The organism is Streptomyces sp. NPDC006476, from assembly GCF_040612015.1.
In the GTDB taxonomy this organism is placed as follows: domain Bacteria; phylum Actinomycetota; class Actinomycetes; order Streptomycetales; family Streptomycetaceae; genus Streptomyces; species Streptomyces griseorubiginosus_B.
Genome location: NZ_JBEXPK010000009.1, coordinates 114305 through 138746, shown reverse-complemented (window position 1 = coordinate 138746; position 24442 = coordinate 114305). Strand labels below are relative to the sequence as shown.

The window sequence follows — 24442 nt, the reverse complement described above, 5'->3', positions numbered from 1 at the left end:
GGCACGATTCGCTGCGTTGTCAGGGGTTTTGGCCCGGGTGGACGCCGAACGGGCGTGCCACTCGGGCCGATTCGGCTCAGGTGGCGGGTGCGCTCCGTCGGCGGTGCGGGGCGAGGCGGCCCAACCCGAGCCTCGCCACCCGCGGCCAGTCCGCGGGGCCACCGGACGCCGGCACTCCGGGCCGGTGACGCGGCACGACCACCCGCAGGGCCGCGGGGGCGGACCGGCACACCACCGGTGCCGGCAGCGTGACGTACTCCCCGTCGATGCCGACCGCCACGGCGTCCGAGTCCGCCTCGACCACGACTACCTCGGCGTTCAGCCGCATGACCGACCCGGACCGCGGGCCGCGCATCAGACGGGCCGCCTGAGCGGTGTTGCCGACGCGGACGCACAGCACACCGAGCCGTCCCGAGTCCAGCCGTTCCCGGCGTCCCGGATGGGCCGAGTCGACCGCGCGCCGGTAGGGGTTGTTGCTGACCAGGAGCGCCTGCAGGCGCTCCGCCTCGGAGCCCCCGGCCCGCATGCGCAGCGCGGGCGCGTCCTTGCCGGTGAGGAGTTCGGGAAGGGTCTGCAGGGCGGTGTGCACCTTGGCGTCCCGGTAGGCGGGGTCGGCGACCACGGACGCGTAGGTCCCGAAGGACGCGTTGTTGACGAACACCCGGTCGGCGGCGAACCCGAGGTCGACGCGGAGCTCCACGCCGTCGGTGAGTGCCTCCAGGCTCGCGGCGGGATCCTCCCGGTCCAGGCCGAGGTCGAGGGCGAAGTGGTTGCGGGTGCCGGCGGGGATCACGGCGAACGGCACGTCGTGATGCGCCGCCACCTCGGCCACCAGCGCCTGGGTGCCGTCCCCGCCCGCCACGGCCAGCAGATCGGCCCCCTCGGCCACGGCCCGGCGCGCGAGGTCCACGACGTCCTGCCCCGCCTCGAGCAGCACCACCCGGGCGCCCGCCGCCCGTGCCTTCTCGGCGAGATGGAACCGGTTCACCTTGCCCCCGCCGGAGCGCGGGTTCATCAGGATCCAGGGGCTGTGCGGGGTCTCGGCCGTCTTGGGCTGCCGGGCGGTCTGCGAGGGTGCCAGCGCGGTGTGCGCCGCGGCGACGGCCAGGGCCCACAGGGCCAGCGACAGACAGGCGGGACCCAGCATGCCGGAGGACGCGTACAGGGCGAGCACGGCCAGGGGCGCGGTCACCGACAGCACCACCCCGAGGACACGCAGCACACCGGTGTGGGCCAGCGTCCACCACACGCCGACGGCGGCGAGCGCCAGGCCGGCGAGGCCGACCAGCGCCCACAGCACGCTGCGCAGACCTGCGACGATCAGCGGCACGAGCACGCTGCCCAGCAGGGCGAGCAGCGCGACCCGTGCCCTGAGGACACTGCCCGAGGGCGGGTCCGCCGCAGGCTTCGTGCTCGTGCCCGAGCCGCGGTGCCGACCCATGTCCTTACCCGTCCGTCACATCGCGGAGGTGTCGTCCCGCCGGACCACGCACAGGGCCCAGATGATGAACCCCGACATCGCGATCATCACGACCGACCACACCGGGTAGTACGGCAGCGAGAGGAAGTTGGCGATGATGACGAGGGCCGCGACGCCCACCCCTGCGACACGCGCCCAGGTGGACGTCACGAACAGTCCCATGCTGACGATCACGGCGACCACGCCGAGGGCGAGGTGGACCCAGCCCCAGCCGGTGAGGTCGAACTGGAAGACGTAGTTACGGGTGTTGACGAAGACGTCGTCCTCGGCGATCGCCATGATCCCCCGGAAGATGGCGAGGAGGCCGGCGATCGTCAGCATGACGGCGGCGAAGGCCGTCAGGCCGGAGGCCCAGTTCTGCTTCGTCGAGGGAGCGTGTGCGGTGTGCGTGGCGGTCATCCTGAGTACCTCGTTCCACTGAGCACCAGATCCTTGGCCCTGGCGTACTCCTGGTCGGTGATGTCGCCGCGGGCGCGGATCTCCGACAGCCTGGCGAGTTCGTCCACGCTGCTGGACCCGCCGCCGCTTCCGGCGGTCCTGCGGATGTGGGAGTCGAACTCCCGTTGCTGCGCCTGGGCCTGTGCCACCTCACGGCGGCCCATGCTCTTGCCGCGGGCGATCACGTAGACGAACACCCCGAGGAAGGGCAGGAGGATGACGAGCGCCAGCCAGCCGGCCTTCGCCCAGCCGCCCATGTCGTCGTCGCGGAAGATGTCGACGACGATCCGGAAGAGCAGGACGAACCACATGATCCACAGGAAGAACACCAGCATGGACCAGAAGACGCTCAGCAGCGGATAGTCGTACGCGAGGTACGTCGGCGTGCTCATGGCTCTCCTCCGTCCCGGGCGGCCGTACGGCCACCTTTCTCTGCCTTCTCAGCGTGCGCACGGCAAGTAGCGGACGGCCTCACCCGGTGCGGGTGAACGGGGGCGTCAGGTCGCCGCCGAGGGGCCCGGTCCGCCCATGACGCCCGACCTGCGCAGAGCCGCCCGCCAGGCGAGGGCGAGCACCAGCTCCATCAGGCCCAGCAGGACGAGCCACAGACCCAGCAGCCGGGTCAGCGCGCGGGCCGACTCGGTCGGCAGGGCGAGGACCACGACCCCGGCGAGGATGCCGAGCACCGCGGCGCCCAGGACGAAGCCGCGGTGCGGCAGGTCCTCGGCGGTGATCGCCGTGTAGAGGGTGAGGATCCCGGACACGAGCCAGAGGATCCCGACGACCAGCGAGAGCGCGGTCACGGTCTGCAGCGGGTTGCGCAGGCACAGCACTCCGGCCAGCACGTACAGCACGGCGATGAGCAGTCCGGCGATCCGCTCGCCGATTCCCTGTCCGGCGAACAGCGCCACGAATCGGAACGCCCCGTTCACCAGCAGGTACAGACCGACGAGGACGGCCAGGACGTGCAGGGTCTCGTCCGGCCAGACCAGCACCAGCACGCCCGGGACGAGCGTCGCGACCGCGGACCCCAGGATCCAGGTCCAGGAGCGGCCCAGCTGCTCCAGGGCCCGCTCGGTGCCGTCCTCCTGATCGCGGACCGCCCCGTCGGGACTGAACTGCGGTCCGGTACGCGGTGCCGTACCACGCGGAACGGTCATGGCTCCTCCTCGCGTGGGTCGGGCGGGTCGGCACCGGACCGCCGACGGGGCGGTGTGCGGGGACCTCGGGGCAAGCGTCCTCCGCCGCACCGGCGGCCGGGTCACCCGTTCCGGGTGATCCGGGCGGCGTCGCCGTGCCGGTGGGCTGGAGGCCGCGACACCGCGTGGCGGAACGCGCGATCTCAGGGAGGCCGGGCCATGACCGTACCGAACTTCAGCGCAGCCCTGTCGACCGCCGAGCGGGCCGCGATCGGTCGGCACGCCCGGGTCCGTGCGTCGCGTTCGTGCCACGGGTGGTTCGAGGCCGGCCCCGACCGGTTCGGTCCCGTCGAGATGATGGAACGTCAGTCGGCTTCCTGGGTACCGGAGTTGGTGCCGGTCCGTCACGGCCGCATGCTTCAGTCGCCGTTGTGTTTCTACTGCGGCGCGGCGGCGGTCATGGCCGCGGACCTCGGGCCCACCCCCAACACGGGTCTGGGAGTGCAGCTCTGCGGTGACGCGCACCCGCTGAACTTCCGGCTGTTCGCCTCACCGGATGGCCATCTGGTCTTCGACATCGACGACTTCGACGAGACCTTCCCCGGACCCTTCGAGTGGGACGTCAAACGTCTGACCGCCGGCTTGGTGATCGCGGGCCGGGAGAACGGCTTCTCCCTCCAACAGCAGAACCGGGTCGTACGGTCCTGCGTGCGGGCCTACCGGGAGCGGGTGCGCGACTTCGCGCACATGCGCACCCTCGACGTCTGGTACGCCCAGGACGACGCGGACCGGCTGCGCAGGCTGCTCGCCTCCTCGACGGACAAGGACGCCAGGCGCCAGGCCGCCCGGGCCGTCGCGCCCGCCCGAACCCGCACGCACCTGCAGGCTTTCGAGAAGCTCACCCGCACCACGGTCGAGGGCCGTCGCATCACTCCGGACCCACCGCTGATCACTCCGCTGGGGGACCTGGTTTCCGCTTCGTCGGGTGACGAGGAGGAGAAGATGCTGCGGCTCGTGGTGGAGGGATACGCCCGCACCCTGCCTCCCGAGCGCCGCCATCTGCTGCGCCGCTACCACCTGGTCGACATCGCCCGGAAGATGGTGGGCGTCGGCAGCGTCGGCACCCGCTGCTGGATGCTGCTCCTGCTCGGCGGGAACGACGACGATCCCCTGCTGCTGCAGGCCAAGGAGGCACAGGAGTCGGTGCTGGCCGCTCAGATGGGCGGCGACCGCTACGACAACCAGGGCCGCCGGGTCGTCAACGGGCAGCGGCTGATCCAGGCGACGAGCGACATCCTCCTGGGCTGGACGCACACGGTGGGTCTGGACGGCAAGGGCCGGGACTTCCATGTGCGACAGCTGCACGACTGGAAGGGCGTCGCCAGGCCGGAGACCATGGGACCGGATCTGCTGAACCTCTTCGCCCAGCTGTGCGGCGCCAGTCTGGCACGGGCCCACGCCCGGTCCGGCGACCCCGTCGCCATCGCCGCGTACCTCGGCGGCAGCGACCGCTTCGACCGGGCGATCGCCGAGTTCGCGCAGTCCTACGCCGACCGGAACGAGCGGGACTTCGAGGCGCTGCGGGCCGCGGCACGCTCCGGCCGGATCACCGCGTCGGAGCTGTGAGCCGGCCTCGCTCACTCGGGGCTCACTCGGGCGTCTGCCGCATCTCCAGGACGCGCAGACCCAGCGACTGGCAGCGGGCCAGCAGCCCGTACAGCTGGGCCTCGTCGACGACGGAACCGAACAGGACCGTCTGGCCCGACATGAGGACGTGGTCCAGCTCCGGAAAGGCCTTGGCCAGCGTCTCCGACATGTTTCCCTCGACCCGGATCTCGTAGCGCATGGGCTTTGCTCCCGCGAGCGACCTGGTGCGGCGGTCTGCGCCCCGTACTGAGATCGTCCGGCCGTTCGGCCCACCCGGCCTCACCCTGCACAGGTGAACCGTCGTCCCGATCGCCGGTCGTCCGAGGAAGGCACGGTCACAGCAGTCCCATCTCCCGGCCACGGCGTACCGCGGCGCTGCGGCGGTTGACCGCCAGCTTCCGGTACAGGCTCTTGAGGTGGGTCTTCACCGTGTTCACCGACACGAACAGGTCCGCGGCGATCTCCTGGGTCGACATCATCTGGGCCAGTCGCTGAAGGACCTCGAGTTCCCGTGTGGTGAGCTCCTCCACGACGATCGGCAGGGGGAGCGGCTGAGACCCGGCCGGCCCCGTGTGCGTCGAGGCACCGGCGGTGAGCCACCCCGCCGCCAGCTCGTTCAGCGGTGCCGTGACCAGGAGCGGGCGGATCCACCGCCCGGCGTCCAGGAAGGGGCGCCGCAACTGCTCGCGCCGGGCGTCGAGGAGCGCCTGTGCGACGAGTCGGTGGGCGGCGTCGGCGTCCCCCGCGGCATCCGCGGCCTGGGCTCTGACCAGAGTCGCCCGGACGGTCACCGCCGGGCCGGGCCGGCCGGCCGCGGGGACACAGTCGAGAAGGTCGACGGCGGCCTCCTCGTTGCCCACGGCCAGCTGGATACGAGCGGCTTCCACGGCGCACGACGGCTGGTCGTCGGCGAGCTGCCGCAGGACGTCGGCGGCCTGCTCGGGCCGGCCTTCGGCCAGATAGGCGGCCGACGTCACCAGCGTCTCGTGGCTGTCCGCCCACGGTGAGGCCACGGCGGCGGAGACATCCGGGTCCGCCGCCTCGACGGCGGCCGGGGCATTGCCCTGGGCGAGCTGGAGCCGGGCCGTCACGATGGCCCGTCCGGCGGCCGTCACCGGGTCGTGCGGCGCGACGGAGAGCTCGGCGGCCTCGTCGAGGAGGGCCCTGGCCCGGCCCAGCTCGTTGCGGTCGATGGCCACGGCCGCCAGAACCACCTGCCCGATCCCGGAGCCGGACGGCGGGGAGAGGCCGTAGCGCTCCGTCTCGCTCACCGCCTCCAGGGCCTTGTGCTCGGCTCGGGCCGGCCAGCCGTTCAGATAGTCGATCAGCGCCAGGTGGCCCATCGACTCCTCCCGTGCCAGTACGGTGGAGGCCTTGCCGGGAGAGGCCACCACCTGGGACAGCGCGGCTCGGGCGTCCTCGAACCTCCCCGCCCACAGACGTGCCGAACCGAGATGGGTCAGCAGCAGGGCAGGAAGTTCGGGGTGCTTGTCCAAGAGGTGCGGGGGAAGTTCCGGCCTGGCTTCCTCGGCCGTCTCGGCGGCCCGCTCCGCCAGCTCGGGTGATCCGGTCAGCCGGGCCGCGAGCGCCTCCAGGAGTGCGCGGCTCAGCTGGACGGCCGCAGGATCGTCGGCGCCGGTGGCCGGCTTGGCCTCTGCGTCGCGCAGATGGGCCAGGCCGTGCTGGAAGTCGCTGCGGGACAGGTCACGGGCGGCCCGTACGAGGTCGGTGGCGGGGCTGGTGGCCTCGGGCCCCATGGCGGAGAAGAGCCCCGTCAGGTCGTCGGAGCCCAGGCCCGTGAAGAACTGCCCGATGGCCAGGTCGTCGACGAGGGCGCCGGCGGTGAAGTCCCAGGCGCCGGCGGCGGCACCGTGCGCGAGAGTCTCCGGAAGCGAGCCTGCCCGGCGCAGCCACCGCGCGGCGCTCAGGTGGAGCTCGGACTCCAGACCGGGACGGTGCACGCGCAGATAGGTCCGCAGGATCTCCCCGAACAGCGGGTGCAGACGGAACCAGGAGTGACCGAGCTGCTCGACGAACGCGTTGTCCCGGTGCAGGTCGGTCAGGATGCGTTCGGCGTCGTTCCGGCCGGTCAGCGAGTTCACCAGGTCGGGACAGAAGCGGTCCAGCACGCTGACGCGCAGCAGCAGGTCCTGCGTCTGCTCCGGCTGCCGTTTGAGCACCTCGCCGACCAGGTAGTCGGCGATGGTGCTGCGGTCCGCCTCGAACTCCTTGAGGTAGGCCGCCGGGTCCGGGCACTCGCGGGCGGCCAGGGCACACAGGCGCAGCCCGGCTGCCCAGCCGCGCGTGCGCTCCACCAGGGCCCGGGCGGCGGCGACCGACAGTGTCAGACCGTGCCGCTCCAGTAGCGCGACGGTCTCCTCGGGGGTGAAGGCCAGCTCGGCGTCGCGGATCTCCGTCAGCCCGCCCGCCGCCCGGTACCGGTGCAGCGAGAGCATCGGCTCGGTGCGGGTGACGAGGATCAGATGCAGCCCCTGCCCGGCATGCCGGAGGACGAACTCCAGCTGGTCCGCGATCTCCGGTGCGGTCACGCGCTCGTACTCGTCCAATACGACGGTCAGGGCCGGACCGGCCGCGTCCAGATTCTCGGCGATCGCGAACAGCACCCGTTGATCCACGCGGTCCGCGTCGGTGGGACCTCCGACCCCCGCGGGCAGGGTCCCGCCGCCGGCGCGCACGGCCTCGAGGAAGTACGCCCAGAACATGCCCGGCCGTTTGCCCTCCGCCTCGACGGTGAGCCAGGCGACGGGCTGCTCCAGGCCGGCCGCCCAGTCCGCGACCAGGAGTGTCTTGCCGGCACCGGCAGGACCGTTGACCATGGTCAGCGGCGTGTCGAGGGCCTGGTCCAGGTGCTGGGTGAGCCGGTGCCGGGCCAGGAAGGTGCCGGGTCTGGCGGGCAGGGCGAAACGGGTACGCAGGAAGGGGTCCCCGAGCGGGTCGACGTACTGTCCGGTCGGAACCGGTTGGTCCTCGGTAGCAGCCACGGCGCTCACCGCCAGTGTGAGTCAGGTCATGGGCAGCGCTCCCCATCGCTCAGCATCCCATTTTCCTCACACATGCGCCTGGCACACCCGGCCCGAAGACCTCATCGCAGGGTCGGACGGCCCCATGAAAGGCCCATGGGGCCTACGAGGTGGGCGTACAGGAAACCGGAACGGCCTCGGGTCCGCGATGCGAGATCACTACGGCTTTCCTTGACGCTTCTCGCCACCGGCTGCCACGATCGTCGACATGAAGATGCGACTGGACCTCACGCGGCGACGCCACGTCGACCTCGCACGCGTCTCCAGCGCCTCCTGTTGCTTCGCGGCCTGATCAATTTCTGGATCCGCCGCGTTTTCTGTCTTCCCACGTCGGAATTCACCGCACCCGCGCCTGCGCTGAAAAGGCGCCGTTCTCGAATTCGGCGTGCCCGGAAACATTCGGCCTCCGCTCCCAAGAGTGCACATCCCGGCGCCACCCCCGCGCATCCCCGAAAGAGGACCCATGGCCACCGTCCTGTCCGTCTCCGGCAGTCCCTCCGCCTCCTCCCGCACCAACCGACTGCTGCGCCACCTGGACCAGCGGCTGACCGCCCAGGGCCACGAGGTGATCCCGCTCGACGTGCGCACCGTGCCGGCCGAGGCCCTGCTGGGCGCGGACTTCCGCCACCCCGCCATCGTCGAGGCGACCGAGTTGTTCGAGCGGGCCGACGGGGTCGTCGTCGGCACCCCCGTCTACAAAGCGTCGTACTCCGGCGTGCTCAAGGCGCTCCTCGACCTGCTCCCGCAGTACGCGCTGGCCGGCAAGACCGTGCTGCCGCTGGCCACCGGTGGCTCCACCGCCCATGTCCTGGCCATCGACTACGCGCTCCGGCCGGTCCTGTCCTCGATGGGCGCCGCCCACATCGTGCAGGGCTGGTTCACCCTCGACAAGGACATCACCGTGCACGAGGACGGCTCACTGACGGTCGCGCCCCCCGCGACCGAGGCGCTCACCCAGGTGGTCGACCAGTTCTCGACGGCCCTGGGCAGCCCCCGCGTGCTGGCCGCGGCAAGCTGACCCCCGCCCTCGGCGCGCCGTTCCCCCACGCAGCCTGATCGGAGATCCCGTGTCCCTCACCTTCCACTGGTTCCTGCCCACCAACGGCGACAGCCGCCATGTGGTCGGTGGCGGCCACGGCACGCCGGCGACCGCCTCCGGTCGGGACCGGCCGCCGACGGTCGCCTATCTGAGTCAGATCGCCCGTGCCGCCGAGGACTTGGGCTTCGTCGGCGCGCTCACGCCGACCGGTGCCTGGTGCGAGGACGCGTGGCTGACCACCGCGATGGTCGCCCAGCAGAGCGACCGCCTGAAGTTCCTCGTCGCCTTCCGGCCCGGCTTCGTCTCGCCGACGCTGGCCGCGCAGATGGCGTCCACCTTCCAGCGGCAGTCCGGCGGACGGCTGCTGCTGAATGTCGTCACCGGCGGCGAGAGCCACGAGCAGCGGGCCTACGGGGATTTCCTCGACAAGGACGACCGTTACCGTCGTACCGGCGAATTCCTCCAGATCGTAAGGGGATTGTGGGAGGGCAAGACCGTCGACCTGCACGGTGAGCACCTTCGGGTCGAGGACGCCCGGCTGGCCCGGCTGCCCGATCCCGTCCCCGAGGTGTACTTCGGCGGATCCTCGCCGATCGCCGGACAGGTCGCCGCGAAGTACGCCGACACCTATCTCACCTGGGGCGAGCCGCCCGCGCAGGTGGCCGAGAAGATCGCCTGGATCCGGGGGCTCGCGGCGCAGGAGGGGCGCACCCTGCGTTTCGGGATCCGGCTGCATGTCATCACCCGCGACACCGCCGAGCAGGCGTGGGCGGAGGCGAACCGCCTGCTGGACGGTTTCGACCCCGAGACGGTGAGGAGCGTCCAGGCCGGACTCGCCCGCAGCGAGTCCGAGGGGCAGCAGCGGATGCTCGCCCTTCACGGCGGCGGCAGCAGGGACGGCCTGGAGATCCACCCCAATCTCTGGGCCGGCATCGGACTGGTGCGCGGCGGCGCGGGCACCGCTCTGGTCGGCAGCCATGACGAGGTCGTCGAGCGGATCAAGGAGTACCACGCCCTGGGCATCGACGAGTTCGTCCTCTCCGGCTACCCGCACCTGGAGGAGGCGTACTGGTTCGGCGAGGGGGTACTGCCCCGCCTCGCCGCCCAGGGACTGTGGCAGCACCCGTTCGGCAGTCCGACGGCAGCGTCGGCCCAGGTGCCGTTCGCGAGCTGAGGTGCCTTACCGGGAGCGGTTGGCCAGGGCCCGACGCACCGTCCGGGTGAGGATCGGGGGCATCAGGTCCACGCCTATGCGGCGGGCGCGGGAGCGCGGGCGGCGGGGAGCGGGCACGGCGGCCGGGGCGGGGGCTGCCGGCTGCTGCGGCTCGGGCGGTGTGTAGTGCCGGGAGTGCGGGAAGGGCGGGGCCTGCATGCCCTTGTTGGCGCGGGTGCGCACCAGCCGGTGCCCGGCGGCGTCCTGCACGCTCAGACCGATGTCCGTCCGCTCCTCCAGCATCGCCAGCAGCTCCTCCTGCACCGGCTCGGGATCGCCCCACGTGCCGTACAGCTTCTGGGTGCTGAGGCAGATCGGGCGCAGCCCGCGGTTGAGCACGGCCTCCCAGGTGGCGACCGAGACGCCGGGGGTGTGCTCGGAGCGGAAGTCGTCGAGGACGACGATGCCCTCGGGCAGCAGGAGGTCGCGGGCGGCCCCGATGTCGTCGCGTACGTGCTCGTACAGGTGGGAGGCGTCGATGTGGACGAAGCGGCAGGTGCCCGGTTTCACCTCCGCCGAGATCACGGAGGACGGGGCCTCCAGCACCCGCGGCAGGGTCTCGTGGAACGAGAGGTAGTTGCGCTCGAAGGCCTGCCGGGTGAGGGAGGAGTACGACTTCGCCGTCTCGGCCTGGTTGGCGCCGTCCGGTGCCTCACCGCCGAAGAGGTCGCAGACCGTGAACTCCTCGTCGTCCTGCCGGTGTTGGCCGAGCAGGATCGCGCTCTTGCCCATGTACACGCCGAGTTCCACCAGATCGCCCCGGAATCCGCCCTTTTCCTGCCGCTCCAGGAACCAGGTGAACAGGAGCTGGTCCAGCGGAGGGAACCAGCCGGGGACGTCTTTGAGCTCGGCGGGGTTCTTGTCGATTGACTGTGCGATCGCCATGGAACGAGTCTGCTCATCCGGCGCCGGAGAAAGTGGCCGCCGACTGAATGTCCAGTGAACAGCTCAGTCGGCCCACGGCGCGGCCAGAGCGTCGAGATGGGCCCGGCGCACCTCGGCCGTCTGACCCTGCACGAGGAGGAACATCCCCTCACGGGCGAGGCGTTGGGCGGTCCCGGCCAGATCCATGGCGCGCCCGCCGCCCGCCACGATCGCCGCGGTCGTCGCCGCGCGCATCAGGTCGTACGACCGCGTCTTGAGTGCCAGGCGTTCCTCGACGCGCTCGTGCGGGACCGGGTGTTCGGCCAGGGCGTACACCTGTCGTCGCACGTCGTCGAGGCGCCCGCGCAGGGGTCGTGCCGTCTCCGCTTCCCCGGCCTCCTCCAGCACCCGCAGCGCGGCGTACGCCACGCCGAAGACGGCGGGGGAGGCGTTGGTGTTGCGCGGCCGGTCCACCAGGGCGAACTTCTCCTGCGGGGTGCGCAGTACCACCGACTCCTCGGGCAGCCACAGCCCGTCCAGCTCCAGGGAGACGGTACGGGCGGCGGTGAGCGCCGCCAGCCGCATGGGCGGTGACGGGCGCAGCCCGGGCTGCTCGCGCGCCTCGGTGAAGGCGAACACCACCTCGTCCGTGCCGGTCACCCCGGCGAGCAGCATCACGTCGTTCAGGCCCCAGCCCGTGTACCAGGGCACGGTCCCCTCGAAGCGCCAGCCGCCGCGCTCGGCGCTCGCACGGACCGGGACGCGAGGAAAGGCACGCACGTGCGCGAAGGCGATGCCCGCCAGCAGCTCCCCGGTGGCCAGGGGTCGCAACAGCCGCTCCCTGACCGGCAGTTCGGACTGTGCCAGCAGTTTCACCGGGGTGTGGTGCTGGGTCTGGACGAACCAGGTCGAGCAGCAGGCCCCGGCGAGGATCTCCATGATCTCCCGCGCCACCGCGTCGGGAGCACCGGCGCCGCCGTAATCCCGCGGCGCGCTCACGCCCAGCAGGCCCGAGCGCTTGATCGCCTCGATGTGCCCCGTCGGCACGCCCTCCTGGTCGACCCGCGTCGCCTGCGGGACGAGGAGGGAGCCGGCGAGGGCCCGGGCGGTGGTGACGAGCGGGTGGGGTGCGGTGGCCGGGTGCGGTGCCGTGGTCATGGAAAAGTTTCTCCCGATCTCGTCGTGCGCGGTGTCGATCCGGGGGAGTGGCGTTCGTGTAGGAGGTGAGAGAACGACGCGACCCCGAGGAGGACGTCATGCAGTACTACCTGCTCAGCGTGATCACCCCGGCCGACGGCACGCCGCCCGGGCCCGAGGCCATGGCGGAGATCCGCCGCAACCTCGACACCTTCCACACCGAGCTGCGCGAGGCCGGCGCCTGGGTGTTCGCGGGCGGGCTGCACGGCCCCGAGACGGCGACCGTGCTGCGCCCCAAGGACGGCGAGGTGCTGATCACCGACGGACCGTACGCCGAGGGCAAGGAGTACCTGGGCGGCATCTGCCTCATCAAGGCGCCCGACCTGGACGCGGCCCTGGAGTGGGGCAGGAAGGCGACCCGCGCCACCACCCTGCCCATCGAGGTGCGGCCGTTCCTGCACCAGGCCGACGACTGATGCCACAGCCCGCCGAGGTCGAGGCCGTCTTCCGCGCCGAGTACGGGCGCGCGGTCTCCGTCCTCGTCCGCTTCCTCGGCGACATCGACCTCGCCGAGGAAGCGGTGCAGGACGCGTTCGCCACGGCGCTCGGCAAGTGGCCGCAGACCGGCGTGCCGCCGAGCCCGGCCGGCTGGATCATCACCACCGCCAGAAACCGCGCGCTCGACCGGCTGCGCCGGGAGGCGAAACGCGACGCACGGCACGCCGAGGCCGCCCTGCTGCACACCCCCGACGCACCGGCCGAGGAGGGCCCCGTGCGCGACGACCGGCTCCGTCTGATCTTCACCTGCTGCCATCCCGCGCTCGCCCCCCAGGCCCGGGTCGCCCTCACCCTGCGCCTGCTCGGCGGCCTGACCACACCCCAGATCGCCCGTGCCTTCCTGGTGCCCGAGCCGACCATGGCCCAGCGGATCGTCCGCGCCAAGGCCAAGATCCGCGACGCGCGGATCCCCTACCGCGTGCCCCGGGACGCCGACCTCCCGGACCGGTTGCAGGGCGTCCTGGCCGTCGTCTACCTGATCTTCAACCAGGGGTACGAGGGCACCCCCGAACTGACGTCGGAGGCGCTGCGCCTCGGCCGGCTGCTCGTCGACCTGATGCCGGACGAGCCGGAGGCCGTCGGCCTGCTCGCCCTGATGCTCCTCGTCGACTCCCGCCGGGACGCCCGCCAGGACGAGCGCGGCGAGCTGGTGCCGCTGCCGGAACAGGACCGCGCCCGCTGGAACAGGGAGCTGATCGCCGAGGGACAGTCCCTCGTACGACGCTGTCTGCGCCGCGGCCGGCCCGGCCCGTACCAGATCCAGGCCGCCATCCAGGCCGTCCACAGCGACGCGGCGACCGCGGAGGACACCGACTGGGGGCAGATCCTCACGCTGTACGACCAGCTGACGGCCTTCACCCCGAGCCCGGTCGTGGCGCTGAACCGGGCGGTCGCGGTGGCCGAGACCGAGGGCCCGCGCCCGGCGCTGGAACTGGTCGACGCCCTGGACCTCGACGCCTACCACGTCTTCCACGCGGTCCGCGCCGACCTGCTGCGCCGGCTGGGCCGCGACACCGAGGCGGTGAGGGCGTACGAAGCAGCCGCCGAGCGGGCCGAGAGCCCGGCCGAGCGTGCCTTCCTGGAACGGCGTCGGCGGGAACTCCTGCGGAGGTGACGGGAGGTGACGGGAGGGTGCCGTCTCGCCGGCGGAATTTATTTTGGTGTATGAAAGGTTGGCATATACACCTGACCGGGCCACAAGGCCGTACACCAGCAGCGAGGCACCGTGAACCACCCCACCCCCGAGCAGCCCGCCGAGATCGTCGCGCGGCTGCGCGCCACCTTCCGCACCGGCCGCACCAAGCCCGTCGAGTGGCGCACCGCCCAGCTCGGCCTGCTGCGCCGACTGCTCACGGAGAACGGTCCCGACCTGGCCGCGGCCCTCCACGCCGACCTCGGCAAGAGCGCCGCCGAGGCGCACCGCACCGAGATCGACTTCACGATCCGCGAGATCGACCACACCCTGGACCACCTCGCCGACTGGCTGCGCCCCGAGCCCGCCCCGGTCCCGGCCCACCTCGGCGCCGACGCGAGCGCCTGGACGCAGTACGACCCGCTCGGTGTCGTCCTGGTCATCGCCCCCTGGAACTATCCGGCCCAGCTGCTGCTCGCCCCGCTGGTCGGCGCGCTGGCCGCGGGCAACGCGGTGGTCGCCAAGCCCAGCGAGCTGGCCCCCGCCACCTCCGCCGCGATCGCCCGTCTCCTGCCCGCCTACCTCGACACCGACGCGGTCGCCGTCGTCGAGGGCGGTGTCCCCGAGACCACGGCCCTGCTCGCCGAGCGCTTCGACCACGTCTTCTACACCGGCAACGGCACCGTCGGCCGCGTCGTCATGCGCGCCGCCGCCGAACACCTCACCCCGGTCACCCTCGAACTCGGCGGCAAGTCCCCGGCGTTCGTCGACCGCGACACCGACCTCGACGTCGTCGCCGACCGCCTGGCCCGCGGCAAGTTCCTGAACGCGGGGCAGACCTGCGTCGCCCCCGACTACGTGCTCACCGATCCGGAGACGGCCGCCGCCCTGGAACCCGCGCTCCGCCGCGCGGTCGAGGCCCTGTACGGCACCGACCCGAAGGCCTCCGGCGAGTACGGCCGCATCGTCAACGAACGCCACTTCGACCGGCTCGCGGGCCTGCTGGACTCGGGCCGCGTCGTCGTGGGCGGCGACCACGACCGTACGGTCAAGTACATCGCGCCGACCGTGCTGGCCGACGTCGACCCCGCATCGCCGGTGATGCGGGAGGAGATCTTCGGCCCGATCCTGCCCGTGATCACCGTGCCGGACCTCGACAAGGCCATCGGCTTCATCAACGACCGCGACAAGCCCCTCGCGCTGTACGTGTTCTCCGAGTCGGAGGAGACCCGCGCCCGGATCGCCGCCGAGACCTCCTCCGGCGGCCTCGGCCACGGCCTCCCGCTCGCCCATCTCACCGTCTCGGACCTGCCCTTCGGCGGGGTGGGGGAGAGCGGCATGGGCAGCTACCACGGCCGCTACTCCATCGAGACCTTCAGCCACCGCAAGGCGGTGCTGAGCAAGCCGCTGAGCTGAAACCGTATATCGGCTGCTGCTTATATAAGCGATCGCTGATACATTGGCCGCATGCACGCCTTCGATGTGCTCGGCGACCCGGTGCGCCGACGGATCCTTGAACTGCTGGCCGACGGCGAGATGACCTCCGGAGCGGTGTGCGAGGTCATAGGGGAGGAGTTCGGGATCTCGCAGCCCGGCGTGTCGCAGCACCTGAAGGTGCTGCGGGACAACGGGTTCGCGACCGTGCGCCCCGAAGGAGCCCGACGGCTCTACGCGGTCAACACCGAGCCGCTGCAGGACATAGACGCCTGGCTCGACCGCTTCCGCCGCTTCTGGACCCCGCACCTGGACGCCCTCGCCACCGAACTGGCCCGCGGCAAGCGCGCGCGCCGGCTCGGTGGCGCCGACGAGACCGCCTGACAACGTACGGAGCACCTCATGACCGACGTGACCCACGACATCAACGACGTACACCGGCAGGTCGGCCGGCGCGCCTTCCGGCAGGGCGAGGCCCGCGTGGTGACCGTGGCCCGGTCCTACGACGCCCCGCTGGACGACGTGTGGGACGCCTGTACGAACGCCGAGCGCATCCCGCGCTGGCTGCTGCCGGTGTCGGGAGAGCTGCGCCTCGGCGGCCGCTACCAGCTCGAGGGCAACGCCGGCGGCGTGATCGAGCGGTGCGACCCGCCACGCGGCTTCACGGCGACCTGGGAGTACGGCGGAGAGGTCAGCTGGATCGAACTCCGTCTGACACCGGAGGACGGCGGCGGCACACGCTTCGAACTCGACCACATCGCCGACGTCGACGACACCAAGTGGGCGGAGTTCGGCCCCGGTGCGGTGGGCGTCGGCTGGGATCTGATGGTCCGGGGCCTGTCCCTGCACCTGGGCAGCGGCGGCGCGCCCGTCGACCCGGAGAAGTTCATGGGCTGGATGGGCTCGGACGAGGGCCGTCGGTTCATGACGGACAGCAGCGAGGCCTGGTACGCGGCGAACCTCGCGGGCGGCGAGGACGAGAAGACGGCGCGCGCGGCGGCGGACCGCACCATCGCCGCCTATACCGGAGCCGGTGAGCCCGACGAAGGCTAGGACGGGCTAGGACCTGTGGCCCGGGCTGTCCCCCGCAGGTATGTTCGTCCCGATATGTTCCGATAGTTGGAGCGACCACCGCGTGTGGCGCCGAAATCGGGAGGACCCATCGCCGGGACGACGTCGGAGGGCCGCTCGGAGGCCGCGGCGCGCAGTCAGCCTCCGGAAGCCGATCTGCTGAGGACCATGCTGGGCCGGCCGGAGTACCGCAAGGCCCTGGTGTTCTGCGGGCTGATCGGCGTTCCGGTGGCCCTGGTCGCGTTCTGGTTCCTGGTGGCCCTGCGCCAGCTGGAAGACCTGCTCTGGACGACCTGGCCCAAGGACCTGGGCTGGAAACAGGCGCCCTGGTGGTGGGCGCTCCCGCTGCTGACGGTGGCCGGTGTCGTCGTCGGCCTGGTGGTCGCCCGGTTGCCGGGTCGGGGCGGACACCTCCCCGCCGGAGGTCTGCACGCCGGAGGCGTCTCCAGCACGGCGCTGCCGGGTGTCCTGATCGCCGCTCTGGTCGGGCTTCCGCTCGGCGTCGTGCTGGGACCCGAGGCGCCGCTGATCGCGATGGGCGGCGGACTCGCACTGCTCTTCGCGAGCCTGGTCCGCGCCCCACAGACCCAGGCGAGTACGGCGCTGCTGGGCGCGGCGGGGGCGGCGGCCGCCATCTCCGCGCTCTTCGGGAACCCCATCGTGGGCGCGGTGCTGCTGATGGAGGTCGCCGGGGTGGGCGGCCCGCAGCTGTTCGCGGTGATGCTGCCGGCCCTGCTGGCCAGCGGGGTGGGAGACCTGATCTTCACCGGATTCGTCCACTGGACCGGCCTCGATACCGGGACCCTGAACATCGGCCTGCCCAAGCCGCCGCCACTCGACTGGGGTGACGTGCTGTGGGTGCTGGTACTGGCGCCCGCCCTCGCGTTCCTCGTCCACTGGATCTTCGTGGGCGGACGGTTCGCGGCCCGTTTCGTGGCGACCCGGACGGTACGGAACACGACCTTCTGCGCGCTCGGCGCCGGGGTCTGCATCACCCTCTACGCCCTCGCCACGGGACGCTCACCGGCCGAGGCGGCCCTGTCCGGGGAGGACACGCTGGCCCGGCTGGCCCAGGACCCGCACGCCTGGCCGGTGGGCGCGCTCATCGCCGTACTGGCCTTCAAGGGCCTGGCGTACGCGCTGTGCCTGGGCAGCCTGCGCGGTGGCCCTGTGTTTCCCGCCCTGTTCCTGGGCGGGGCGGCCGGGGTGCTGCTGGCACCGCTGCCCGGACTGGGGGTGGTCCCGGCGATGGCGGTCGGGATGGCGGCCTCGGTGACCGCGGCCCTGCGACTGCCGGTGAGCTGCGTCGTCCTGGTCGTGCTGCTGCTGGGCAACGTCGAGACGGTGGCCCTCGTCGTGCTGGCCGCCGTCGTGTCGTTCGTGGTCGTCCAGATGCTGCCGCAGGGCCCGAGCCTCCCGGTGGCCGGCGAGCAACCGGCCGAGCAGCCGGCTCACTGACGCGCTTTCTCCCCGGAACGGTCCTCTACATGTCGTCGGGCGGCGCGTCCGGCAGCACGGGCGTGCCCAGACGGCGGGCCGCCCAGGGTTCGCGGGCGATGACAGCGCCGGCGGTGACGCACAGGGTCACGACCACGCAGAGCGTGATGAGCCAGGACAGCAGGGTGAAGACGGCGCCCAGCGAGCCGTACTTGGCCAGGCTGTGGTTGAGGACCCTGGGCACGTACAGGGGCGCGGCCGAGGTGAGGACGGTCAGGGCCGCTCCGGTCAGCACCGCGCCCGGCAGCAACGGCCGCCAGGGCACACGCGCCACCAGCAGCAGATGCTGCGACCACCACCAGATGGCGACCTCCGCGATCAGCAGCAGGGGCACGCCGAGCCACAGGCCGAGGCCGAAGCCGTTGCGCAGGCTCCCCTGCAGTGTGATCATCAGCAGCCAGGCCGCGAGCCAGACGACCCAGCGCCAGGCGGCCACCCGTGCACCCGCCTTGGGCAGGCTCCAGGCGCGCTGGCACATCCGTTGCATGGCACGGCTGCACGCGGTGGCCGAGATGAGCACCATCAGCCCGCCGACCACACCGGTGGTCTGCTGAAGCTCGTCGGACGGGGCACCGGTGCCCTGGACGGCCTTGCTGAGTTCGGCGTTCGCACTTCCGGACAGTCCGAAGGCGTCGTGCAGGGAGTTGACGAGCTGGTCGCGCAGGGCCGGCGGGGCGATGGACGCCACCACGAACAGCAGCGGGACGGCCGTGAGGAACGTCTGGGCCGCCAGCCGGGTCGCCGAGTCGAGCACGTTCACCGAGATCAGATGCGACAGCAGATGTGTGATCACCGGGAAGCGGGTCTCGGCCCTGGTCCGCAGTCCCACCAGCCGGGCCCGCGTCGAGGCGAGGCGTTTCCGGCGCGATTCCCGGCGCGACGGGCGGTCCGGGCTGTTTCCTCCGGTCCCTGTCCCTGACTGCATGCTGCCAGGGTGCCCTCACTGGGGCCGCTTGGCCCAGGCAGGCGCACACCGCAGGGCCGAACGGGTCAACAAAACGGCGTGAGCAGCGGCGAACGAGAAGCATGGCCACGTGATCGGGTGAGCCGCTCCGCCGCCGACGAATGGTGAGCCGTGCGCCCAGCGGTGAGACTGAGGCCATGGGCGAACGCCGTTCCGTGTCCGGGCGGGCAGGATCGCGCGGGGGCCGCGATGGTGCTTGACCTGGTGTTCATCGGCCTCGCGATCGCCGTGTTCCCCCTGTCGGTGACCGCGTTCGTCCTGGTGCTGTCGGCTGATCGCGGAATCCTGAAGGGCCTGGTCTTCATCCTGGCCTGGCTCGCCTGTTTCGTGGCCGTCCTGGCCGTCGTCCTGCTCACCACCGGCGGCAAGCCGCCGGCTCCCAGGTCCCCGCCCTCCACCGCATCCTCCGCCGTCAAGCTCGCCATCGGCGTGGGGCTCGTCGGGTACGGCTGGTACCGGCACCGGTCGCGGCACGGAAACCATGAGCGGAGCCGGCACCGGCACAACTCGTCCGGCGGCGGGTTGATGGCGCGGCTCGACCGGCTGTCCCTGTGGGGCACGGCGGGGATGGCTCCGCTGCTCCAGCCCTGGGGGCTCGTGGCGGCCGGCGCCGCGACGGTGGTCGGTGCCGACCTGTCCCACTCCTCCTCGTACCTGGCCCTCTTCGGCTACTGCCTGCTCGCCACGAGCAGTCTGCTGGCGATGGAGGTCTACACGACGTTCGCCCCGGACTCGGCCAGGGTGCGCCTCGGGAAGCTGCGCACCTGGATCGAGACCCACCAGGAACAGGCGCTCGTGGCCGTGGCACTGGTGGCCGGGCTGTTCCTGGTGAGCAGGAGCATCAGTCAGCTGACGTCCTGACGTCCAGGAACTCGCGGATGGCGAAGGCGGCCAGCACGATCACGGCGGTCCAGATCACCACCGCCGTGGTCGGATAGCTCCAGGTGAACAGGACGATCGCGGCCACCGCGAGGATCGCCGCTCCGATCCACTTCTTGAAGCGGTGCACGAACCGGCCCACCGGGCCCAGCCGCAGCCCCGCCGAGACGGACGCGTCCCGCCCCGCGCCGATGCTCCTGCTGAAGAAGTGCCGGGTGAAGACGGCGGGGCGGGACGGGCCGACGAAGAACGCGCCGATGGCCGTGACCAGGGCCAGCGCCCCGACCGCCCGCACGCTGGAACGCAGGAACCGCACCAGTGCGTCGTACACGGCGCCCGCGGCAGCGGAGTTGGTGCCCGGCGGCAGATGGTCCAGATACACCGCACGGAAGACGCTGAGGGTCACACCGAGCAGCACCATCGCGAGGAAGAACCCGATCGCGGCCCCGATCAGCGCCCGTCGGCGGTGGAACGCCAGGAACACGCCCGCGGCGGCGACGAGGACAGCGATGATCGGCAGCCAGTCGCCGATGATCTGCAGGATGCGCAGATACGTCTTGACCTTGCCGATGTCCTTGCCCTGCACCACGACGAAGTCCGTGTGGACCGTGGGGATTTTCGCTGCGACCCCCAGACCCGACGCGACGAGGCGCTCCTTCACCTGGTCCACGATCGGCCCCACGTCGATGGCGACCGCGTTGTCCTTCAACTGGACGACGCTGTCGCTGTTGCCGGTCAGCGCCTTGTCGACGGCGCTGTGGGCCCGCCGGTTGGCGTTCTTCCAGGCCGTCGCGAAGGCGGAGCTGGAGACAACACGCTGCACCGTGGTGCTCACCAGGGTCTTCAGACCGTTGGTGATCGGTCCGTCCAGGTTGCCGACCAGGGTCGCGACCTTCGGCGGCACGCCCTTCTGCGCGGCCGCGTCGCTCAGCTGCTTGACGAGACCGTCCACGTCGACCCGTTGCAGTACGGCGTCCGTGACCCGGTTGGTCACCGCCTGCTGCACGTCGGGGTTGGACGCGAGGGGCGCCACGGTGGCGACGTAGCGATCGGTGTCCCGGATGATGCTGTTCGCCCAGACCGCGACCACCGCCAGCAGGGCCAGCAGGGACGCCAGAATGATCAGCACGGTCGAACCGAGCGCCCGCAGCCAGTGCTTCGGCTCGCGCTGGGTGCTCTCCAGTTCACTGACCCGGCGCCGCAGTTCCTCCAGCTCACCGCCGTTCGGGCGGTCCGACGGGGGCGTGTCGCTGCTCGTCATGCCTCCGAGGAGATCCCGGGATGGGGCATCGGGCGAGCCGGGAGGGCCCGGAGGAGTGACGCGGGCACGAGGTGCGCCGGTCCATGTCCGGTGATGCAATGGCAACCAGGGGGAGTCCGGGCCTGCCAGAGGTGACCGCCATGAGCGAGCAGTTCGACGACATGGGACCCATCGACTACGTGGTCGTGGAGTTCCCCGGCAACCGCATGACGGGCGAGGCCTTCCCGCTGCTGGTGGACCTGGTGGACCGCGGCATCATCCGCATCCTGGACCTGAGGTTCATCAGGAAGGACGAGGACGGATCGGTGACCGCCCTGGAGATCGCCGACCTCACCGGTGACGGCCGGCTCGACCTCGCCGTGTTCGAAGGCGCCAGCTCCGACCTGCTCGGCCAGGACGACCTGGAAGAGGCGGCCGCGGCCGTGGAGCCGGGCAACTCGGCCGGTCTGCTCGTCTACGAGAACCTGTGGGCGGCGCCCTTCGCGAGCGCCCTGCGGCGCGCCGGCGCCCAGCTCGTCGCCTCCGGACGCCTGAACGTGCAGGCCGTCCTCGCCGCCCTCGAGGCCGCCGAGGCCGCGTCCTGAGATGAGAAGCGCGGGATCGTGGAACGCGCACGTCATACGCCATGCCGAGATGCCGCCCGATGAGGGTGATGGTGCAATGGACGTGGTGTCTTCCATCGACTTCGGGTAAGAGGCGATTGCCATGCCAGGTCTACTTCGCGGAGTTGCGCGTACCGCCGTGGTCGCGGGCACGGCGACCGCGGTCTCCAATCGGGTGTCGCGCCGCCAGCAGGGCCGCTGGGCGGCGCAGGCCCAGCAGCAGCCCGCCTACCAGGAGCCCCAGAGCCCACAGCAGGGCTACCAGGCGCCGCCGCCCCCGCCCACCACCCCTGCGGCCGACGACATGACGAACAAGATCGACCAGCTCAAGCAGCTCGGCGACCTGAAGGCCCAAGGCGTCCTGACCGAAGCCGAGTTCGAGGAACAGAAGCGCAGGCTGCTCGCCTGACGGCCCATCACAGCCCCACGAACCCCGGTGTCTTCGCACCGGGGTTCGTCACGTGCGTGCACACTTCCGGAACGGGAACAGGGTTGACTGGTCTACACCCTTGACTGGTACAGACCAAAGGAGTTGAGTGTGGCTCCACAACCCCCCACCACGGCCGTGCCCCTCACCGGGTACGGCCGCGGGCGGCAACCTCTCCTGCTGACGGCGGCCCCGCGGCATGGTGTCATGCACCTGATCACCTGATGCACCTCGGACGAAGGGCACCACCATGCGCACCCCCCACGCCCTGCTCGCCACGGCCGCGGCGCTCGCCGGCACGGTCGTGGCGCCAACGGCCCACGCGGCAGCAGCGGTTGCGGCACCCGGCCTCTACTACGTCCAGAGCGCCACGACCGGGCTGAACGCCGCCGACAACGCCGGAGCCGTCGAACAGCACAGACCCAAGGGCAACGAGGACCACCAGCGGTGGAGACTGACGGCGAGCGGATCGTCGTACCTCCTGGAGAGCACCGACACCGCCGGCAGCTGTCTCGGCCGCTCCGGCGACCAGGCCAGAACCCTCACCTGCGCGAGCCCGGACGCGGCGTGGGAGATCGCCCCCTCCGGAACCGACCAGTACACCCTCAAGGCACCCGGTACGGACCGCTACTTGACGGTCGCCGCCAAGCCCTCCGGGGTCAACTACCCCGCCCAGCTGGCCGTCGGGGCATCCGGCGACCTGTCCGGCTGGTACCTCACCCCGGTCACCACGCCGACCGCGCCCATGCCGCCCCAGGACCAACGCACCCTGGACCAGGTCACCTTCCTCACCGCCCACAACGCCTACGCCAACGGCGTCGACGGCGGTTTCGCGCCGCCGTTCGTCAACTTCTTCCCCAACCAGGCGCGTGGCATCAACCAGCAACTCGCCGACGGCGTAAGGGGGTTCATGCTGGACATTCACCAGACCCCGGACGGCGCGATCCTCTGCCACGACAGCTGCACCCTGGTCAGCAGGCCCGTCGCCCTCTGGGTCGACCTCCAGCGCATGGTCGACTTCCTCAGGGCCCACCCCGACCAGGTCGTCACCGTCTTCCTCGAGGACTACGTCGATCCGGGCGTCCTGCGGTCCGAACTCGCCCGGGTCAGTGGCCTGTACGACGTCCTGTACCGCCCCGACCGCACCGGCGTCCGGCAGCACGGCTGGCCCCGACTGGCCGACCTGATCGCCGCGAACCAGCGGCTGCTGATCTTCACCGATCACAGCCGCTCCTCCGACGAGTCGGCCGGCCTTACCCGGGACAGCTTCGGCGTGATGTACCAGCGTGAGTGGACCGTCGAGAACTACTGGTCCATGGGCTCCGGCGTCGGCTCCTCCGACTGGTCCTGCTACAGCCGCTGGTACGACGCGAACACCAACGTCCCGCTGACCCGTACGGAGAGCGGCTTCCGTCCCCTGTTCGTCATGAACCACTTCCGGGACGCCGCCGTCGCCGGCACGGCCGGCACGGACAACACCAAACTCGCCGACCGCGCCCAGCGGTTCTGCCAGCCGGCCGCCCGCAAGAAGCCCAACTTCCTCGCTGTGGACCGCTACGACCTGGGCAACCCCGCCTCGGCGGTCGACGCCCTCAACTCCTACACGTATCCGTAAAACGATCGGCGGAGCACGGGGGCTGTGCGAGACTCCGCCGATGACCTCCGAAACGATCACCGCGGATGCCGCGGGCACCTGTAAACTCGCCGATCTGACCGTCAACCGCATCGGCTTCGGAGCCATGCGGCTGACGGGCAGCGCCGCCTTCCATCTCGGCGCCCCCAGCGACCGGGACCGCTCGATCGCCGTCCTGCGCAGGGCGATCGAGCTCGGCGTCAACCACATCGACACCGCCGCCTTCTACTTCTCCCAGCTGCGTTCCGCCAACGAGATCATCAACAGCGCCCTGGCCCCGTACCCGGACGACCTCCTCGTCGCCGTGAAGGTCGGCCCCTTCCGCGACTACCACGGCGAGTGGGGCACCTCCGCCCGGCCCGACCAACTGCGCGGCCATGTCGAGGAGAACCTGCGCCAGCTCGGCCGCGACCACCTCGACCTGGTCTATCTGCGCAGGATGCGGCAGGAATCCGTCGCCGAGCACTTCGGCGCCCTGGCCGAACTGCGCGAGGCGGGCCTGATCAGGCACCTGGGCCTGTCCGACGTCGAACCCCGGCACCTGGCCGAGGCGCAGGCCATCGCGCCGGTGGTGAGTGTGCAGAACCGGTACGCGCTGGACGACCCGAACCCCGACACCGACGAAGTCCTGCGCCTCTGCGGCGAGCAGGGCATCGCCTTCGTGCCGTTCTACGCCGTCGCCGGCAAGAGCGGTCCGCGCGCCGCCGCCGATCACCACGACACCGCGGTACGTGCCGTCGCCGAGGCCCATGGGGCCAGTCCCGCTCAGGTCCGGCTCGCCTGGACCCTGCACCAGGGCCCGCACGTCCTCGCCATCCCCGGCACGAGCAACCCCGACCACCTCGTCGAGAACGTCGCCGCGGGCGCGTTGCGGCTGACGGACGAGGAACTGCGACGGCTGGGTGCCCTGCGCGGACAGAGCGACTGACCGCCCGCCGCACCGGTACCTCCCGGCCCGTCCTGCGAAGGCGGGCCGGGGCGGCCGG

The 24442-nt window shown here is 71.4% G+C and carries 24 protein-coding genes and 1 pseudogene; 15 read left to right on the top strand and 10 right to left on the bottom strand.

The window, feature by feature from the left end:
* Positions 1–76: 76 nt before the first annotated feature.
* The 4 genes from ABZZ74_RS12700 to ABZZ74_RS12685 form a co-directional block, all read right to left on the bottom strand.
* Positions 77–1441, bottom strand: coding sequence for a diacylglycerol kinase family protein (locus ABZZ74_RS12700; protein WP_356764005.1), 1365 nt, complete (start codon positions 1439–1441; stop codon positions 77–79).
* 15 nt (positions 1442–1456) lie between these two features.
* Complete coding sequence (locus ABZZ74_RS12695) at positions 1457–1879, bottom strand: hypothetical protein (RefSeq protein ID WP_356764003.1); 423 nt, start codon at positions 1877–1879, stop codon at positions 1457–1459.
* Entirely contained in the window at positions 1876–2310 is a 435-nt protein-coding gene (locus ABZZ74_RS12690; protein WP_356764001.1) for an SHOCT domain-containing protein, read from the bottom strand. Before ABZZ74_RS12690 ends, ABZZ74_RS12695 begins: the two co-directional genes overlap by 4 nt.
* A 105-nt stretch (positions 2311–2415) precedes the next feature.
* On the bottom strand, positions 2416–3078 hold the full coding sequence (locus ABZZ74_RS12685; RefSeq protein WP_356763999.1) for an HdeD family acid-resistance protein: 663 nt from the start codon (positions 3076–3078) through the stop codon (positions 2416–2418).
* Between the two features lie 198 nt (positions 3079–3276).
* Here ABZZ74_RS12685 and ABZZ74_RS12680 point away from each other — a divergent pair, with 198 nt between their 5' ends.
* Complete coding sequence (locus ABZZ74_RS12680) at positions 3277–4683, top strand: DUF2252 domain-containing protein (RefSeq protein WP_356763997.1); 1407 nt, start codon at positions 3277–3279, stop codon at positions 4681–4683.
* A gap of 22 nt (positions 4684–4705) precedes the next feature.
* On the opposite strand, the gene ABZZ74_RS12675 is transcribed toward ABZZ74_RS12680, so the two are convergent.
* Positions 4706–4903: a hypothetical protein gene (locus ABZZ74_RS12675; protein ID WP_133048506.1), complete on the bottom strand. Its 198-nt coding sequence runs from the start codon at positions 4901–4903 to the stop codon at positions 4706–4708.
* Between the two features lie 136 nt (positions 4904–5039).
* Positions 5040–7706, bottom strand: coding sequence for a LuxR C-terminal-related transcriptional regulator (locus ABZZ74_RS12670; protein WP_356763994.1), 2667 nt, complete (start codon positions 7704–7706; stop codon positions 5040–5042).
* Positions 7707–7953: 247 nt separating this feature from the next.
* On the opposite strand from ABZZ74_RS12670, the gene ABZZ74_RS12665 reads away from it, so the two are divergent.
* From ABZZ74_RS12665 to ABZZ74_RS12655, 3 genes are all read left to right on the top strand, one after another.
* Positions 7954–8037 carry a putative leader peptide gene (locus tag ABZZ74_RS12665; protein WP_356764168.1) on the top strand — a complete coding sequence of 28 codons (84 nt, stop codon included), beginning with the start codon at positions 7954–7956 and terminating at the stop codon, positions 8035–8037.
* 171 nt (positions 8038–8208) lie between these two features.
* Positions 8209–8763, top strand: coding sequence for an NADPH-dependent FMN reductase (ssuE, locus tag ABZZ74_RS12660; RefSeq protein WP_356763992.1), 555 nt, complete (start codon positions 8209–8211; stop codon positions 8761–8763).
* Between the two features lie 49 nt (positions 8764–8812).
* Positions 8813–9958: an LLM class flavin-dependent oxidoreductase gene (locus tag ABZZ74_RS12655; protein WP_356763990.1), complete on the top strand. Its 1146-nt coding sequence runs from the start codon at positions 8813–8815 to the stop codon at positions 9956–9958.
* A gap of 6 nt (positions 9959–9964) precedes the next feature.
* Here the strand turns inward: ABZZ74_RS12655 and ABZZ74_RS12650 are convergent, their stop codons facing one another.
* Together ABZZ74_RS12650 and ABZZ74_RS12645 are read right to left on the bottom strand one after the other, a co-directional pair.
* A complete protein-coding gene (locus ABZZ74_RS12650; protein ID WP_356763988.1) occupies positions 9965–10882 on the bottom strand; it encodes a class I SAM-dependent methyltransferase in 918 nt (305 codons plus the stop codon).
* Positions 10883–10945: 63 nt separating this feature from the next.
* The gene (locus tag ABZZ74_RS12645; protein WP_356763986.1) at positions 10946–12019 is read right to left on the bottom strand and encodes an acyl-CoA dehydrogenase family protein; all 1074 of its coding nucleotides are present in this window, start codon (positions 12017–12019) and stop codon (positions 10946–10948) included.
* A gap of 98 nt (positions 12020–12117) precedes the next feature.
* Here ABZZ74_RS12645 and ABZZ74_RS12640 point away from each other — a divergent pair, with 98 nt between their 5' ends.
* The 6 genes and pseudogenes from ABZZ74_RS12640 (at position 12118) to ABZZ74_RS12615 (ending at position 17651) form a co-directional block, all read left to right on the top strand.
* Positions 12118–12474: a YciI family protein gene (locus ABZZ74_RS12640; protein ID WP_208778595.1), complete on the top strand. Its 357-nt coding sequence runs from the start codon at positions 12118–12120 to the stop codon at positions 12472–12474.
* Positions 12474–13670 carry an RNA polymerase sigma factor gene (locus tag ABZZ74_RS12635; protein WP_356763984.1) on the top strand — a complete coding sequence of 399 codons (1197 nt, stop codon included), beginning with the start codon at positions 12474–12476 and terminating at the stop codon, positions 13668–13670. Before ABZZ74_RS12640 ends, ABZZ74_RS12635 begins: the two co-directional genes overlap by 1 nt.
* Positions 13671–13778: 108 nt before the next feature.
* Positions 13779–15104, top strand: a pseudogene (locus ABZZ74_RS12630) (aldehyde dehydrogenase family protein); the annotation flags it as partial.
* A gap of 51 nt (positions 15105–15155) precedes the next feature.
* Entirely contained in the window at positions 15156–15506 is a 351-nt protein-coding gene (locus ABZZ74_RS12625) for a metalloregulator ArsR/SmtB family transcription factor (RefSeq protein WP_356763982.1), read from the top strand.
* 18 nt (positions 15507–15524) lie between these two features.
* Positions 15525–16175 (top strand): SRPBCC family protein, encoded by a 651-nt coding sequence (locus ABZZ74_RS12620; protein WP_356763980.1) that lies wholly within the window; start codon positions 15525–15527, stop codon positions 16173–16175.
* A gap of 186 nt (positions 16176–16361) precedes the next feature.
* Complete coding sequence (locus ABZZ74_RS12615) at positions 16362–17651, top strand: chloride channel protein (protein WP_356763978.1); 1290 nt, start codon at positions 16362–16364, stop codon at positions 17649–17651.
* A 25-nt stretch (positions 17652–17676) separates the two neighbouring features.
* Here ABZZ74_RS12615 and ABZZ74_RS12610 read toward each other — a convergent pair whose 3' ends face one another.
* Positions 17677–18615 carry a YhjD/YihY/BrkB family envelope integrity protein gene (locus ABZZ74_RS12610; RefSeq protein WP_356763976.1) on the bottom strand — a complete coding sequence of 313 codons (939 nt, stop codon included), beginning with the start codon at positions 18613–18615 and terminating at the stop codon, positions 17677–17679.
* Positions 18616–18843: 228 nt separating this feature from the next.
* Between ABZZ74_RS12610 and ABZZ74_RS12605 the strand changes: the two genes are divergently transcribed.
* A complete protein-coding gene (locus ABZZ74_RS12605; protein ID WP_356763974.1) occupies positions 18844–19515 on the top strand; it encodes a GAP family protein in 672 nt (223 codons plus the stop codon).
* Here ABZZ74_RS12605 and ABZZ74_RS12600 read toward each other — a convergent pair.
* A complete protein-coding gene (locus ABZZ74_RS12600; protein ID WP_356763973.1) occupies positions 19496–20794 on the bottom strand; it encodes a hypothetical protein in 1299 nt (432 codons plus the stop codon). The two genes, ABZZ74_RS12605 and ABZZ74_RS12600, sit on opposite strands and share 20 nt — an antisense overlap.
* A gap of 140 nt (positions 20795–20934) precedes the next feature.
* On the opposite strand from ABZZ74_RS12600, the gene ABZZ74_RS12595 reads away from it, so the two are divergent.
* The 4 genes from ABZZ74_RS12595 (at position 20935) to ABZZ74_RS12580 (ending at position 24384) form a co-directional block, all read left to right on the top strand.
* Positions 20935–21378, top strand: coding sequence for a DUF6325 family protein (locus ABZZ74_RS12595; RefSeq protein ID WP_356763971.1), 444 nt, complete (start codon positions 20935–20937; stop codon positions 21376–21378).
* A gap of 121 nt (positions 21379–21499) precedes the next feature.
* A complete protein-coding gene (locus ABZZ74_RS12590; protein ID WP_356763969.1) occupies positions 21500–21805 on the top strand; it encodes an SHOCT domain-containing protein in 306 nt (101 codons plus the stop codon).
* A gap of 268 nt (positions 21806–22073) precedes the next feature.
* Positions 22074–23438 (top strand): PI-PLC domain-containing protein, encoded by a 1365-nt coding sequence (locus ABZZ74_RS12585; protein WP_356763967.1) that lies wholly within the window; start codon positions 22074–22076, stop codon positions 23436–23438.
* A 40-nt stretch (positions 23439–23478) separates the two neighbouring features.
* Positions 23479–24384 carry an aldo/keto reductase gene (locus ABZZ74_RS12580; RefSeq protein WP_356763965.1) on the top strand — a complete coding sequence of 302 codons (906 nt, stop codon included), beginning with the start codon at positions 23479–23481 and terminating at the stop codon, positions 24382–24384.
* Positions 24385–24442: the final 58 nt, after the last annotated feature.